This is a genomic window from Rhodococcus sp. BE178, assembly GCF_050433545.1.
Lineage (GTDB): Bacteria > Actinomycetota > Actinomycetes > Mycobacteriales > Mycobacteriaceae > Prescottella.
The window spans coordinates 74,309-87,716 of record NZ_JBNPXA010000007.1; the positions used below are offsets into that span (position 1 = coordinate 74,309).

At 71.0% G+C, this 13,408-nt stretch carries 14 protein-coding genes; 9 read left to right on the plus strand and 5 right to left on the minus strand.

Annotated elements, in window-relative coordinates; all coding sequences use genetic code 11:
- Window positions 1–27: 27 nt before the first annotated feature.
- From J2X34_RS14535 to J2X34_RS14545, 3 genes are read right to left on the minus strand one after another with little or no spacing between them, the layout of a single operon-like run.
- Window positions 28–240, minus strand: a complete 213-nt coding sequence (locus J2X34_RS14535) for a hypothetical protein (protein ID WP_114722229.1) — start codon at window positions 238–240, stop codon at window positions 28–30.
- A 31-nt stretch (window positions 241–271) separates the two neighbouring features.
- On the minus strand, window positions 272–1,072 hold the full coding sequence (locus tag J2X34_RS14540) for an SWIM zinc finger family protein (RefSeq protein WP_429517960.1): 801 nt from the start codon (window positions 1,070–1,072) through the stop codon (window positions 272–274).
- A gap of 22 nt (window positions 1,073–1,094) precedes the next feature.
- Window positions 1,095–3,920 carry a DEAD/DEAH box helicase gene (locus J2X34_RS14545; RefSeq protein ID WP_429517962.1) on the minus strand — a complete coding sequence of 942 codons (2,826 nt, stop codon included), beginning with the start codon at window positions 3,918–3,920 and terminating at the stop codon, window positions 1,095–1,097.
- Window positions 3,921–4,009: 89 nt separating this feature from the next.
- Here J2X34_RS14545 and J2X34_RS14550 point away from each other — a divergent pair, with 89 nt between their 5' ends.
- The 5 genes from J2X34_RS14550 to J2X34_RS14570 all read left to right on the plus strand — a co-directional run bounded on the left by J2X34_RS14550 (window position 4,010) and on the right by J2X34_RS14570 (window position 6,938).
- Complete coding sequence (locus J2X34_RS14550) at window positions 4,010–4,327, plus strand: hypothetical protein (protein WP_429517966.1); 318 nt, start codon at window positions 4,010–4,012, stop codon at window positions 4,325–4,327.
- Window positions 4,328–4,391: 64 nt separating this feature from the next.
- A complete protein-coding gene (locus tag J2X34_RS14555) occupies window positions 4,392–5,096 on the plus strand; it encodes an HNH endonuclease family protein (RefSeq protein WP_429517968.1) in 705 nt (234 codons plus the stop codon).
- A gap of 43 nt (window positions 5,097–5,139) precedes the next feature.
- Entirely contained in the window at window positions 5,140–5,970 is an 831-nt protein-coding gene (locus J2X34_RS14560; protein ID WP_174909432.1) for a shikimate 5-dehydrogenase, read from the plus strand.
- On the plus strand, window positions 5,971–6,456 hold the full coding sequence (locus tag J2X34_RS14565; RefSeq protein WP_429517970.1) for a DUF6328 family protein: 486 nt from the start codon (window positions 5,971–5,973) through the stop codon (window positions 6,454–6,456). It abuts the gene before it with no gap.
- Between the two features lie 23 nt (window positions 6,457–6,479).
- Window positions 6,480–6,938 carry an acyl-CoA thioesterase gene (locus J2X34_RS14570; RefSeq protein ID WP_174909428.1) on the plus strand — a complete coding sequence of 153 codons (459 nt, stop codon included), beginning with the start codon at window positions 6,480–6,482 and terminating at the stop codon, window positions 6,936–6,938.
- A gap of 6 nt (window positions 6,939–6,944) precedes the next feature.
- Here the strand turns inward: J2X34_RS14570 and J2X34_RS14575 are convergent, their stop codons facing one another.
- Together J2X34_RS14575 and J2X34_RS14580 are read right to left on the minus strand one after the other, a co-directional pair.
- Window positions 6,945–7,973 (minus strand): phosphotransferase family protein, encoded by a 1,029-nt coding sequence (locus J2X34_RS14575; protein ID WP_429517972.1) that lies wholly within the window; start codon window positions 7,971–7,973, stop codon window positions 6,945–6,947.
- A 167-nt stretch (window positions 7,974–8,140) separates the two neighbouring features.
- Window positions 8,141–8,620, minus strand: a complete 480-nt coding sequence (locus J2X34_RS14580; protein ID WP_114722237.1) for an Lrp/AsnC family transcriptional regulator — start codon at window positions 8,618–8,620, stop codon at window positions 8,141–8,143.
- 166 nt (window positions 8,621–8,786) lie between these two features.
- On the opposite strand from J2X34_RS14580, the gene pdhA reads away from it, so the two are divergent.
- The 4 genes from pdhA (at window position 8,787) to J2X34_RS14600 (ending at window position 13,278) form a co-directional block, all read left to right on the plus strand.
- Window positions 8,787–9,884, plus strand: a complete 1,098-nt coding sequence (pdhA, locus tag J2X34_RS14585) for a pyruvate dehydrogenase (acetyl-transferring) E1 component subunit alpha (RefSeq protein ID WP_429517974.1) — start codon at window positions 8,787–8,789, stop codon at window positions 9,882–9,884.
- The gene (locus J2X34_RS14590) at window positions 9,881–10,876 is read left to right on the plus strand and encodes an alpha-ketoacid dehydrogenase subunit beta (RefSeq protein ID WP_429517979.1); all 996 of its coding nucleotides are present in this window, start codon (window positions 9,881–9,883) and stop codon (window positions 10,874–10,876) included. The genes pdhA and J2X34_RS14590 overlap by 4 nt, the downstream gene beginning before the upstream one ends.
- A gap of 19 nt (window positions 10,877–10,895) precedes the next feature.
- A complete protein-coding gene (locus J2X34_RS14595; RefSeq protein WP_429517982.1) occupies window positions 10,896–12,047 on the plus strand; it encodes a dihydrolipoamide acetyltransferase family protein in 1,152 nt (383 codons plus the stop codon).
- Window positions 12,048–12,183: 136 nt separating this feature from the next.
- Window positions 12,184–13,278: an MFS transporter gene (locus J2X34_RS14600; protein WP_429518173.1), complete on the plus strand. Its 1,095-nt coding sequence runs from the start codon at window positions 12,184–12,186 to the stop codon at window positions 13,276–13,278.
- Window positions 13,279–13,408 lie beyond the last annotated feature (130 nt).

A 13,408-nucleotide genomic window follows, 5' to 3' on the forward strand; every position in this document is an offset into this window, starting at 1 on the left:
AGGTCGCGCCCGCGACACCCCGCGGAGCTACGAGCCGAACATGATCAGGTCGGCGATACCGGCGAAGAAGTTCCAGGTGTCGGCGAAGATCTGGCCGACCACTGCGGCGAGCGGCCACAGTGGTTCGGGCAGACTTCCGAGCGGGTTCGGACCCGGAGGGCTGGCGTTCGCGACGCCACCACCAACGAGCAGGAGCACACCCACGAGCGCGACGGCGGCGGTAATCCTGATCCTGTTCATACCCGGTGTATCCGGGCGGATCGGTCGCCCGTTACCGCCGTCGCGGATCGCGTGCGCCGAGCGCGCGGTAGCAGGCGCCGAGGTCACGCAGCGCCGACACCACTTCGGAGGGATCGTCGGTGTCGGCCTGCAACACCTTGCGGAGCAGCGCGGGGTCCAGGTCGTCCGTTGCCGCGCAGTATTCGACGGCGGGCAGCTCGGGCAGGTGCGCGCCGTCGCCGAAGTAGTCGTCGGTCCCGGCCGGCGGCTGCTCGTCCTCGCCCCCGACGCTGCGGATCAGGGTGTCGAGGTCCAGGCCGCGGAGGGTGAGCATCGTGAGGGGATCGTGGTCCACCCGCTCGGCCAGCAGGTAGGCGACGGCCGCGACGTGCTTGCAAGGCCAGCCCGGGTCGGGGCACGTGCAGTCGAAGTCAAGTTCGCCGCTGCTGCCCGGCAACAGCATCGGCGCCAATTCCTGCGGCACAGCGCCGGACGCGAGCGCAGCGAGGATGCCCGGCGTCGAACGCACCGTCTCCACGAACGCCGCCACCTCGTCGTCGTCGAGGGTGCGCAGCGTCAGCACCGAGGTGAACGGCGCGATCTGGCTGCCCTGCACCTCGCCGGTGACCCGTCCGGGCGCGATGTGGAGGGCCACCACCTGGCCGCCGCGGGCATAGGTGCGTCCGCGACTGAGCCGGCCGGTGTCGCCCGCCCGCTCGAGCACCTCGGTCAGGGCGCGGCCCCACCACCCGCGCGCGAACGCGCCCCGCTTGGACTGCGCCTCGACACCACCGACCACCCGGAGCCGCGGGCCGAAGCCGCGGAAGTCCGGGCGTCCGTCGCGAGGACTCATCGACACCACCTCGTGCAGGCTCTCATTCGCCGACCGCCTCGTCGCCGAGGGTGAGCAGGTCGTGCAGTTGGTCGGTGCTCATCTCGGTGATCCACCGCTCGCCCGTGCCCACCGCGAGGTCGGCCAGTTCCTGCTTGGTGGAGAGCATCGCGTCGATGCGTTCCTCGAGTGTCCCGACGCACACGAGCTTGCGGACCTGCACGTCGCGCCGCTGCCCGATCCGGAAGGCCCGGTCCGTCGCCTGGTTCTCCACCGCCGGGTTCCACCAGCGATCCAGGTGGACAACATGATTGGCGGCGGTGAGGTTCAGTCCCGTACCACCCGCCTTGAGGGAGAGCAGCATGATCGGCGGGCCGTCGTCGCCCTGGAACTGCTCGACCATGCGGTCCCGTCGCGCCTTGGTGACCCCGCCGTGCAGGAACGGCACCTCCACCCCGAACCGCTCGGACAGGTACGGCACCACCAGGTCGCCGAACTCGCGGAACTGCGTGAACAGCAACGCCCGTTCGCCGTCGGCGGTGGCCGATTCGAGGATGTCCTCGACCAGGCCGAGCTTGCCGGACCGGTGCCGGCCGCGGCGCAGCACCCCGGACCCGTCGCCGAGGAAGTGCGCCGGATGGTTGCACACCTGCTTGAGCCGGGTGAGCGCCGAGAGCACCGCTCCCTTGCGCTGCATGCCCTCGGTGTCCTTGATCTGCTTCAGCATCTCGTCGACCACCGCCCGGTACAGCGCGGCCTGCTCCACGGTGAGGTTCGCCCGCACCGTCATCTCGAACTTGTCGGGCAGGTCCGAGATCACCGTCGGATCGGTCTTCACGCGCCGCAGGATGAACGGCGAGGTCACCGCCCGCAGGCGGGACACCGCCGCCTCGTCCTGCTCGCGTTCGATCGGCACGGAGAACCGGGCCCGGAAGGCCTGTGCGCTGCCGAGCATGCCGCGGTTGACGAAGTCGAGGATCGAGCGCAGCTCGTCGAGACGGTTCTCCACCGGGGTGCCGGTGAGCGCGATCCGGTGCTGCGCGGGGATGGCGCGCGCGGCCCGCGCCTGCGCGGTGGCCGAGTTCTTGATGTGCTGCGCCTCGTCGAGCACCACCCGCCGCCACGCCTGCTCCCCCAGCGCCTCGACGTCGCGGGCCAGCAGCGAGTACGTGGTGATGACGAGGTCGCTGTCGCGCACCGCCGACGTCAACTCGTCACCGCGGCTGCGCCCGGCGCCGTGATGCACGTGGACCCGCAGGTCGGGCACGAACCGGGCGGCCTCGCGCTGCCAGTTCCCGACCACCGACATCGGGCACACCAGCAGCGTCGGATGTTCGGACCGTTCGTGGGCCAGCAGCGCCAGCAACTGCAGCGTCTTGCCCAGGCCCATGTCGTCGGCGAGGACGGCGCCGAGCCCCGTCTCGCTCATGAACGCGAGCCAGTCCAGGCCGCGCTGCTGATAGGGCCGCAGGATCGCGTGCAGCCCCGCCGGCTGCGGCACCGGCGTCGGCTCGAGGGTGCCGTCGAGCAGGGTGCCGACCCACCCGGTGGCGTGCACCTCGTCCACCGGCACCGGGGGACGCTCCGCCTCGGTGAGCTGTCCGAACAGCCCGCCCAGGGTGCCGTCCTCGCCCGAGTTGCGCTGCGTCACATAGCGGGCCGCCTGCGCGAGGACGGTGTGATCGGCCTGCACCCACTTGCCGCGCAGGCGCACCAGATCGCTCTGGGTGCCCGCCAGCCGGACCAATTCGTCGGGGGTGAGCACGACGTCGCCGAGCGCGAGTTCCCAGTCGTAACCGACGATCTCGTCCATGCCGACGGCACGGTCCTCGGCCGCCGCGGGCACCGGGGGCGAGGACACCTTGACCCGCAGCGACGGCGAGACCACTGCCCACGCGCGCGGCAACAGCAGCGTGATCCCGGCCGCGGTCAGCTCCCGCGCCCCGTGCAGCACCAGATCGGTGACGACGGGGGTGGGCAGCAGCAGGTCGAGGCTGTCCGGGTCGGTGGGCACGTCCCGCAGCCGCGGATACGCCGCGACCGCGGCCGCGAGCTTGCGGACCCCGATCTCGAGCAGGCGGGAGTCCGTGCGATGCAACAGGATCGGATTGGGCGCCTCACCCTCGGGCCGCAGGCACACCTGCAGGCGCCACAGCGCGTCGTCGAGGAGTTCGGGTTCCGCGCCCGCCTCGTCGGTGTCCTCGGCCTGCCCCTCCGGCTCCACCAGCCGCAGCACCAGTTCCGGTTCGTCGACGGTGAGGCTGCCCCGCCACGCCTCGAGACCACTGGCCATCCGGTTGTTGCCGCCGTCGTACGGCTCGCCGCGCAGCAGCGCCCGCAGCAGCGGGTGGTCCGAGTCCCGATCCCCCAGCAGCTCGCGCACCACCGCATCGGTCAGCTCGGCGACGAAGTCGTCGAGGATCTCCCGCGGGCTGCCCTCGTGCCGCTGCACCGGCGGCATCGCCGCGGCCAGCTCCGCGAGCCACGCGCGCTGCCGCTCGCCACCGAGCAGCCGCCACCGCGGCCACCAGTGCCCCTCCGCCCGGTACAGCTCGGGCACGACGCGCCCGGCGCGCGCCCAGCGTTCGACGCCGCGGGCCACGTGCGCCAGGTACCGCAGGTCGCCCGAGATCCCCGGAACGCCGTCCGGCACCGCGAGCAGGACGTCGGCGGCCTCGGCCGGAGCCAGCGCCAGGACCGGCACCCGCTGCGGCTCCACCCCGACCGCGGCGGGCACGTGCACGGTGTGGTGGCGGCGGAAGCGTCGGCGCAGCACGCGGCCGAGCGCCTCGGGCAACTCGGGCAGCTCCGAGTCCGGGCCTCGCCACAGCATGAGGCCCGCTCCCGGCGACCAGAGCCCGTGCAGCATGCGGTCCATCCAACCAGCCGCCGCCGACAAACCTGGAGTTCGCCCCGTCACCAGGCCCATACTGGGCAGACGCACAACCGGGAGCGGTCATGACGATCATGATTCAGGTCTTCGAACAGGTGTATTCGCCCACCACACCGTGGCAGCAACGCAAGGTCGCCTTCGTCGACGCCGACCACATCGTCGCGATGCGCCTCGACGGCCAGTCCGGGGTGTGGCTCGACGTCACCAAGCAGGGCGAATCGCATCGGCTCGCCACGACGAGCTCGCCGGAGCAGGCCATCTACTTCCTGCTCAGCGTCTTCGGCACCATCGCCGAGTGCCGGCAGAACGGCGGGTCGTGGCTGATCGGCCACGACGGCGTCGGCGCCGGTTCGATCCGCGCCGCGAAGTTCCCGCATTCCTGACGTCCCCTGTCGGTGCGGTCCGGCACACTGACCGCGGCAGGTCAGCGTCCGGGGAGGGGCAGCGGTGAGACGGGTTCGGGTTGTGCTGTGCGCCGCGGCGGTCGCGCTGGTGTCCTGGTCGGCTGGGTGTGCGATCGGGCCGAGCACGTCGGCGCCCGCTCCCGGCAGCCCCACCCGCGCCGCGATCGACGACCTCCTCGCCCGTGCCCAGGTGGTGGCGTCCCGTCCCGACGCGCCCGGCTACCAGCGCGGCTGCAAGGCCGGCCAGGGCTGCGTGTTCGGCCCGTCGTGGTCCGACGACCATTCCGGACCCGCGGGCCACGACGGCTGCGACACCCGCAACAACGTCCTGGCGGCCGACCTCACCGACATCACGTTCCGGGAGGGCACCCGCGACTGTGTCGTGATCGCGGGCGTGCTCGCCGACCCGTATTCGGGCCGGCGCATCGAGTTCACCAAGCAGGACGCGGGCGCTGTGCAGATCGATCACGTGTACCCGCTCGCCGCGGCGTGGGACATGGGTGCCGCCACGTGGTCGCCGGAGCGGCGACGTGATTTCGCGAACGACGTCACCTACAACCTGCTGGCCGTCAGTGGACCGGAGAATCAGGCGAAACGCGACAGCACACCGTCGGACTGGCTGCCGCCGGATCCGGCGTACCGGTGCTTCTACGTCGGCAAGTATCTCGGTGTCGCGGTGCGCTGGGGACTGCCGATCACCGCGGCGGACCGAGACGCGATCGACGATGTCGCCGCCGGGTGCGCGTGACGAGTTCCCCGCGCGAGGTCGGGCCGCCGGTTAGCGTGGACGGGTGAGCCGAACGATCACCGGAGATGTCAGCAAGGACACCCGCCTCTGCATGTCGCTGTCCGGACGGCCGAGCAACATCGGCACCCGTTTCCACAACTATCTCTACGACGAACTGGGCCTCGACTTCGTCTACAAGGCGTTCACCACCACCGATCTGCCGGCAGCGGTCGCCGGGATCCGCGCCCTCGGGATCCGCGGGTGCGGGGTTTCGATGCCGTTCAAGGAGGCATGCATCGAGCACGTCGACGTGGTGCACCCGTCGGCCTCGGCGATCGACTCGGTCAACACGATCGTCAACGAGGACGGCGAACTGCACGCCTACAACACCGACTACCAGGCGGTCGCCGATCTGCTGCACCGCGCCGAGCTGAGTCCGGAACTCACGGTCGCGGTCACCGGCAGCGGCGGCATGGCCAAGGCCGTGGTCGCGGCGTTGCGGGACAGCGGCTTCCGGACCGTCACCGTCGTCGCCCGCAACGCGGACACCGGTACCGCTCTCGCGCGAACCTACGGGTTCGAGTGGCAGCCCGAACTCGGCGCCGCGCACCCGCAACTGCTGGTGAACGCCACCCCCATCGGGATGGCCGGCGGCCCCGAATCGGACGCGCTGCCGTTCCCCGAGGCCGCCGTCGTCGCCGCGCAGGCCGTGTTCGACGTGGTCGCGCTGCCGCCCGACACGCCCCTGGTCCGGCTCGCCACCGAGCACGGCAAGACCGTCGTAACGGGCGCCGACGTCATCGCGCTGCAGGCGGCCGAGCAGTTCGTGCTCTACACCGGAGTCCGCCCCACCGACGAGCAGATCCGGCGGGCGTCGGAGTATTCGAGGTCCTAGATGGCCGAACTGCCGCCCGCCGAACCGGGAGAGACGCCGAGCGCACGCCTGGCGCGCAACTTCAGCGAGCTCCTGCAGGAACTGCGGGTGGCGCAGGCGGGAGTGCAGATCCTGTTCGCGTTCCTGCTCGCGATCGTGTTCACCGACGTCTACGCGGAGCAGTCGGCGTATGTCCGGGGACTGCACCTGGTGACGATGCTGTGCGCCGCGGCGTCGTCGGCGCTGCTGATCGCGCCGGCGGTGTGGCACCGGATCCTGTTCCGGCACCGGCGTCGGGAGGAGATCCTGCGCTACGCCAACCGGTGCGCGCTCGCCGGCTCGGCCTTCCTCGCGGCCACCATGACGGGGACGGTCCTGATCGTTGCGGAGGTGGCCGTCGGCGGGTGGTTCGCGAAACTGATCGGTGCGGCCACGGCGGTGGTGTTCGTGGGGCTGTGGTTCGTCGTGCCGCGGCTGCTCCGTCCGGACGACGAGCTGCCCGCGTGAATTCCGCGCTATCGTCTGAACTCATGGCAGCCCCCGACGAGCCCGAGCCTCGCGCCGAGGCCTATCCCGCACTGTGGCCGGTACCCACCCGCTGGGCGGACAACGACCACTACGGGCACGTCAACAACGTCACCTACTACTCGTACTTCGACACCGCGGTCAACGGATGGCTGATGGCGAGCACGGGCCTCGACATCCGCGAGCTGCCGGCCATCGGGATCGTCGCCGAGACGTCGTGCCGGTTCGTCCGCGAGCTGTCGTTCCCCGACCAGCTGCACGTGGGTCTGTCCGTGGAACGGCTCGGCACCAGCAGCATCGTGTACGCGCTCGCGATCTTCCGCGAGGACAGCGACGGGATGCTCGACCTCGCGGCGACAGGTCGGTTCGTCCACGTCTACGTCGACGCAGAGACTCGCCGCCCGGTCCCGATCCCACCCGAGATCCGCAGCGCCGCACACCTACTCACCACGGATGCCAACTGACTCCGCTCAGTTCAGGCCCACGGCATCCGCGGTGGCGACCGCGCGCCTGACGACGCCGTCGATCAGTTCGGCGGTCGGTCCGCCCCGCTCGGCGCGGTTGCGGGGATCGTCCGTGGTGCGCCGCAGCACCCCCTCGGCGATGATCGCGAGCTTCCACAGCGCCAGCACGTGCCAGAACCCGACCGCGGACGCATCCCGTTTGGTCTCGTGGACGTACACCTCGACCAGCTCGTCCCGCGTCGGGAATCCCTCGAGAGTCGACGCCATGAACGGGCCGGCGACGCCGTCGCCCCGTTCGGGCCAGTAGGCGAGCAGACCGCCCAGGTCGGCCAGCGGGTCGCCGAGTGTGGACAGCTCCCAGTCCAGCACCGCCGCGACGCGACCGTCGTCGGGCGAGGTGATGACGTTGCTGAGGTGGAAGTCGCCGTGGACCAGCGTGGTTTCGGTCTGCTCCGGGACGTTGCGCGCGAGCCGGGCGGCGAGTCTCTCGATGTCGGGCAGGTCGTGTGTCTTGGACTGGGCCCACTGCGCGGACCACCGCTTGAGCTGGCGCTGCGCATACGGTGCGTGGCTCGCGAGGTCGAGCAGGCCGGCGCTCTCGAGGTCCACACGGTGAATGCTGGCGAGCGCCTTGGGAAGCGACAGGCCGATGGCGCGGCGGCGCTCGGGGCTGAGCTGCTCGGCCACGGCTTCGTGGTCGAGCACGAGGCCGTCGACGTAGCTCATCAGCACCAGTGGGACATCGGTGACCGCCGGATCCGTCGTCAACGCAAGCATTTTCGGCACCGGGACGTCGGTGCCCTGCAGCGCGGCGAGGATGCGATGCTCACGAACCACGTCGTGCGCGGACGCCAGTAACTGTCCCAGTGGCGGACGCCGCAGCACCCAGCGTCCGCCGCCCGAATCACGAACGGCGAAGGTGAGATTCGACTGCCCGATCCCGATCCGCTCGAACGACAGCGGCGCTATCGCGCCGACTCCCAGGCCGGCGATCCATGTCGAGACGGCATCCTCGTCGAGACCCACAATGCCCACTTCACACCACTCCCCTGCCGCGTCTCGTGTGCTACTCCCGTTTGACCTGAACAGTTCGAACAAGCTGCTGAAAACAGTCGGCGAAACTGCCGATTCCACGGCGTCGAACACACCCCCGCCAACATCCGTCCGCCGATGCTAGCCGCCCGAAAGCTCCGATGCGGGCATTACGGCGCGCGGCCTTCGGCGGTGCGCTCGAGCAGCGGGGCGGTCCGCGGCCCCACCAACTCCCGCATCACGAGCGCCATGTTGGTGCGCTCGACACCCGGGATCTTCAGGATCTGCCCCGCGAGCCGGTAGAGGTCGTCGGCGTCGGTCGCGACCACCTTCACCGACAGATCGGTCAGGCCGGTCATGCCGTACACCTCGACCACCTCGGGGATGTCGGCGAGCGCGTCGACCACGGCGTCGAGCTGGTGCTGGTCCACCCGGGTGGAGACGAAGGCCGCGAGCGGATAGCCCAGCGCCCGCGGATCCACCAGCCGGTCGAATCCGCCGATGGCACCGGATCCCTCCCACCGCGCCAGCCGCGCCTGGACGGTGTTGCGGGAGAGCCCGAGCCGCTGTGCGAGTTCCACGCCCGTCGCGCGGGGATTGTGCGACAGCTCGAGCAGCAGTCGGGCATCGGTGCCATCCAGAGTAGTCATATTTCGCAGTGTGCCCGCCGCAGCACCCCCGGAGTTGTGCATTGTGCTGAATCGTTGCAACTTCGCTTGCGCAGATCGCGGGACGGTGGATGCTGTGAGGTAGAGCACTTGCATTCGGCGTCCGCTCACGAGGCGGCCCCGGATCCCGGCAGCGAGGTGACCCACGATGGCCGACAAGATCGCCTTCCCGGTGCAGCTGGTCCAACCCGACGGACGACGCGTGCACCGCCCCGACTACGCAGCGCTGGTCGCCGACAACGGTCCCGACCGGCTGCGCGATCTGTACGAGGACCTCGTCGTCGTCCGGCGCATCGACACCGAGGCCACCGCGCTGCAGCGGCAGGGCCAGCTCGGGATCTGGGCGCCGCTCCTGGGGCAGGAGGCCGCGCAGATCGGGTCCGTGCGGGCGCTCGAGCCGGACGACTACATCTTCACCAGCTACCGCGAGCACGCCGTCGCGTACTGCCGCGGCGTGGATCCGGCGGTGATGACCCGGCTGTGGCGCGGGTGCGCGTTCTCGGGCTGGGATCCGGCGTCGGTGAACATGACGAACCCCGCGATCGTGGTGGGGTCGCAGGGCCTGCACGCCACCGGGTACGCCCTCGGCGCGCACCTGGACGGCGCGGAGATCGCGACCGTCGTCTACTTCGGTGACGGCGCCACCAGCCAGGGCGACCTCGCCGAGGCGCTGGGCTTCGCGACGAGCCTGGGGGCGCCGGTGGTGTTCTTCTGCCAGAACAACCAGTGGGCCATCAGTGAACCCGTGCATCTGCAGAGTCCGGCGCCGATCGCGGCGCGGGCCGCGGGCTACGGGATGCCGGCGGTCCAGGTCGACGGCAACGACGTGCTCGCCGTTCTCGCGGTGACCCGCCAGGCCGCGCGACACGCGCGCGAGGGCGGCGGGCCGTCCTTCGTCGAGGCCATCACCTATCGGATGGGCCCGCACACCACCTCCGACGACCCCACCCGGTATCGGACCGCGGCGGAATCGGAGGTGTGGAAGGCGCGCGATCCGATCGACCGGATGCGCCGTCTCCTCGAACGCGAGGGGCTGTTCGACGACGCCCTCGCGGACCGGGTGCAGGCCCGTGCCGACGAGGTCGCCGCCCGGCTGCGGGCCGGGGCACTCGAGGCGCTCGACCCGGATGTCGACGAGTTGTTCGAGCACGTGTACGCCACCGACCATCCCCTGCTCGACGAGGAACGCGCCGAGTACCGGGCGTACCTCGACACGCTGACCGCCGGTGAGGAGGCCCTGTCATGACCACCACGACACCCACGACCACGATGGCCCTCGGCGCCGCGCTGAACGCGGGACTGCGCAGGGCGCTCGAGGACGATCCGAAGGTGGTGCTGATGGGCGAGGACATCGGCAAGCTCGGCGGCGTCTTCCGGATCACCGACGCACTGCAGAAGGACTTCGGACCGGCCCGCGTCATGGACACCCCGCTCGCCGAATCCGGAATCGTGGGAACGGCGTTCGGGCTCGCGTTGCGGGGCTATCGACCCGTGTGCGAGATCCAGTTCGACGGCTTCGTCTATCCCGCATTCGACCAGATCGTCTCGCAGGTCGCCAAGATCCACTACCGCACCCGCGGTCACGTGAAGGCGCCGTTGACGATTCGCATCCCGTACGGCGGCGGCATCGGCGCGGTCGAGCATCACTCGGAGTCCCCGGAGGCGTACTTCGCGCACACCGCCGGGCTGCGCGTGGTCAGCCCCAGCACCCCGGCGGACGCGTTCGCGATGATCCGGCAGGCGATCGCCCTCGACGACCCCGTCGTGTTCCTCGAACCCAAGCGTCGCTACTGGGATCGCGGCGAGGTCGACGTCGACGCTCCCCCGGATCTGCCGCTGCATCGGGCCCGGATCGTCCGGCCCGGCACCGACGCCACGCTCGTCGCCTACGGCTCGATGGTCCCGACGGCGTTGCAGGCCGCGGACATCGCCGAGTCCGAGGGCACGTCCCTCGAGGTGGTCGACCTGCGGTCGCTGTCCCCGATCGACTTCGACACCGTGGAGTCGTCGGTGCGGCGGACCGGTCGGCTGGTCGTGGCGCACGAGGCCCCGGTGTTCGTCGGCCTCGGCGCGGAGATCGCGGCGCGCATCGCCGAGCGGTGCTTCTACCAGCTCGAGGCGCCCGTGCTGCGGGTCGGCGGCTTCGACATCCCGTACCCGCCGGCCAAGCTCGAGAAGCATCACGTCCCCGACGCCGACCGCATCCTCGGCGCTGTCGACGAGGTGCTCGCGGCATGAGTAGCGAGGCACTCGCATCATGACGCGGATCGAGGAGTTCCGGCTGCCCGACCTCGGGGAGGGACTGACCGAGGCGGAACTGGTGTCGTGGGCGGTGGCCGTCGGCGACACCGTCGAGCTCAACCAGGCGATCGGGGAGGTCGAGACCGCGAAGGCGCTGGTGGAGTTGCCGTCGCCGTTCGCCGGTATCGTACGCGAACTGCTCGCCCGGCCCGGCGACACCGTGCCGGTGGGCGCGTCCCTGATCCGGGTGGAGACCGACTCCGCGACGCCCCCGAAGCCGGCCGCGGAGACGTCCCGGGCCGATTCGGTGCTGGTCGGCTACGGGCCGTCCGCCCCCGCCCCGAGCCGCCGGCACCGTCGTGCCGGTCCGGTACACCGGGATTCGGCCACCCGCCCCGACGCGGTGCGCCGGCACCAGGCGCGGCCGGCCCCGGCCGGGACCGACGGGACCGACGGGGCGGACCCGCGGGAGACCCGGACCCCGATCCGCGGGGTGCGGCGGGAGACGGCGTCGGCCATGGTGCGCAGCGCGTCCACCGCCCCACAGATCACCGAGTTCCTCACCGCCGATGTCACCGAGACGGTGCGACTGCTCGAGCAGCTCCGGTCGTCGGACCGGTTCACCGGACTGCACCTCACACCGCTGGCCCTGGTCGCGAAGGCGGTGCTGGTGACGCTGCGGTCGCATCCCGGCCTGAACTCGTCGTGGCTCGAGGACACCCAGGAGATCGTCACCAAGCACTACGTCAATCTCGGCATCGCGGCGGCTACCGAACGCGGGCTCGTCGTCCCCAACATCAAGGACGCCCAGAACCTGGCGCTCCCCGACCTGTGCCGGGCGATCGCCGAGGTGAGCGAGACCGCGCGATCCGGGAAGGCGACCCCCGAGCAGCTGTCGGGCGGCACGATCACGATCACCAACGTCGGCGTGTACGGCATCGACGCGGGCACCCCGATCCTCAACCCGGGCGAGGCCGCGATCCTCGCCCTCGGCGCGATCAACCGTCGGCCGTGGGTGCACGAGGACCAGCTCGCGATCCGCGAGGTCACCACACTGAGCCTGACGGTGGACCACCGCCTCGTCGACGGCGAACAGGCGTCGCGGTTCCTCGCCGATCTCGGGGCGGCGCTCACCGACCCGGTACCGACCCTGCTCGCGCAGCTGTGACCGGTCCGGCCGCCCGGCACCGGAGTTCGGTACAAAGGGGTACGTGAACGCCCAGCAGACGGACCGGCCGCTCCACCTGCGATCGGGGCGTGCCGCGATCTTCGGGGTGTTCGGGATCAACGGCTTCCTGCTCGCGATGTGGGTGGTCCACATCCCGGCGATCGAGGCGCGCACCGACATCTCCCATTCGACGCTGGGGTCGCTGTTGCTGCTCCTCGCGGCGGGCGCGATCGCGGGCATGCAGCTGTCGGGTCCGCTGTCGGACCGGTTCGGCAGCCGACGGCTGGTGGCGCTCAGCGGCACCCTGCTGTCGATCGCCGTGATCGGGCCCGGCCTGGCCGGCAACGCGTGGCAGCTCGGCTTGGCGCTCACGGTGTTCGGGTTCGGCAACGGCGCCCTGGACGTCGCGATGAACTCGCAGGCCGTCTACGTCGAGCAGGCGTACCGGCGGCCGATCATGTCGGCGTTCCACGGCATGTTCTCGATCGGCGGCGTCGCCGGCTCGCTCGTCGGGGCGGCGACGTTGGCCGCGGGCTGGTCGCCGCTCGTCGCGCTGGGCGGGTCCGCAGTGGTCGGTCTCGTGGGGATCGCCGTCTGCACGACGCGGCTGCTGCCGCCGTCCGCGCATCCACAGCCGGAGCATCACGAGACCCGGCCACGGGGGCGGTACTCGACCCGGGTGGTCGCACTCGGTGCGGTCGCGTTCGTGCTGATGCTCGCGGAGGGGGTCGCGAACGACTGGAGCACGCTGCAGGTCAAGGAGCATCTCGACACGACCGCCGCCGTCGCCGCGCTCGCGTTCGGAGGGTTCTCGCTGACGATGACGCTGGGCCGCTTCACCGCCGACCGTGTCAGCGCGGCGCTTGGTCCCGTCGCGATCGTCCGGTACGGCACGCTCATCGCGGCGGCCGGCATGGCGCTGGTGATCGTCTCGCAGTGGCTGCCGACGACGCTGCTCGGGTGGGCACTGTTCGGCCTGGGCCTGTCCGGGTGCGTGCCGCAGATCTTCACGACCGCGGGCAATCTCGGGACCGGCGCGGCGGGCGCGAACATGTCGCGCGTCGTGGGCATGGGCTACATCGGTTTCCTCGCCGGGCCCGCGACCATCGGGTGGGTCACCCAACTGGTGCCGCTCACCGTCGCGATGGTGGTGCCGCTGGCCTGCGTACTGGTGGCGGCGTGCTTCGCGGGTGTCGTCCGGCGCCCCACGAGCCGGCCCGTGCAGGTGTGAAAGTCCCCCCGAAACTCGGTCTCCCGAAACGGCGGAAGGGTCCCTTCACACGCTGGGAGCGTGTGAAGGGACCCTACGACTGTCGAGCGGAGGGGGAGTCACCCGCAGCTGCCGTCTTCCGTGATTCCCG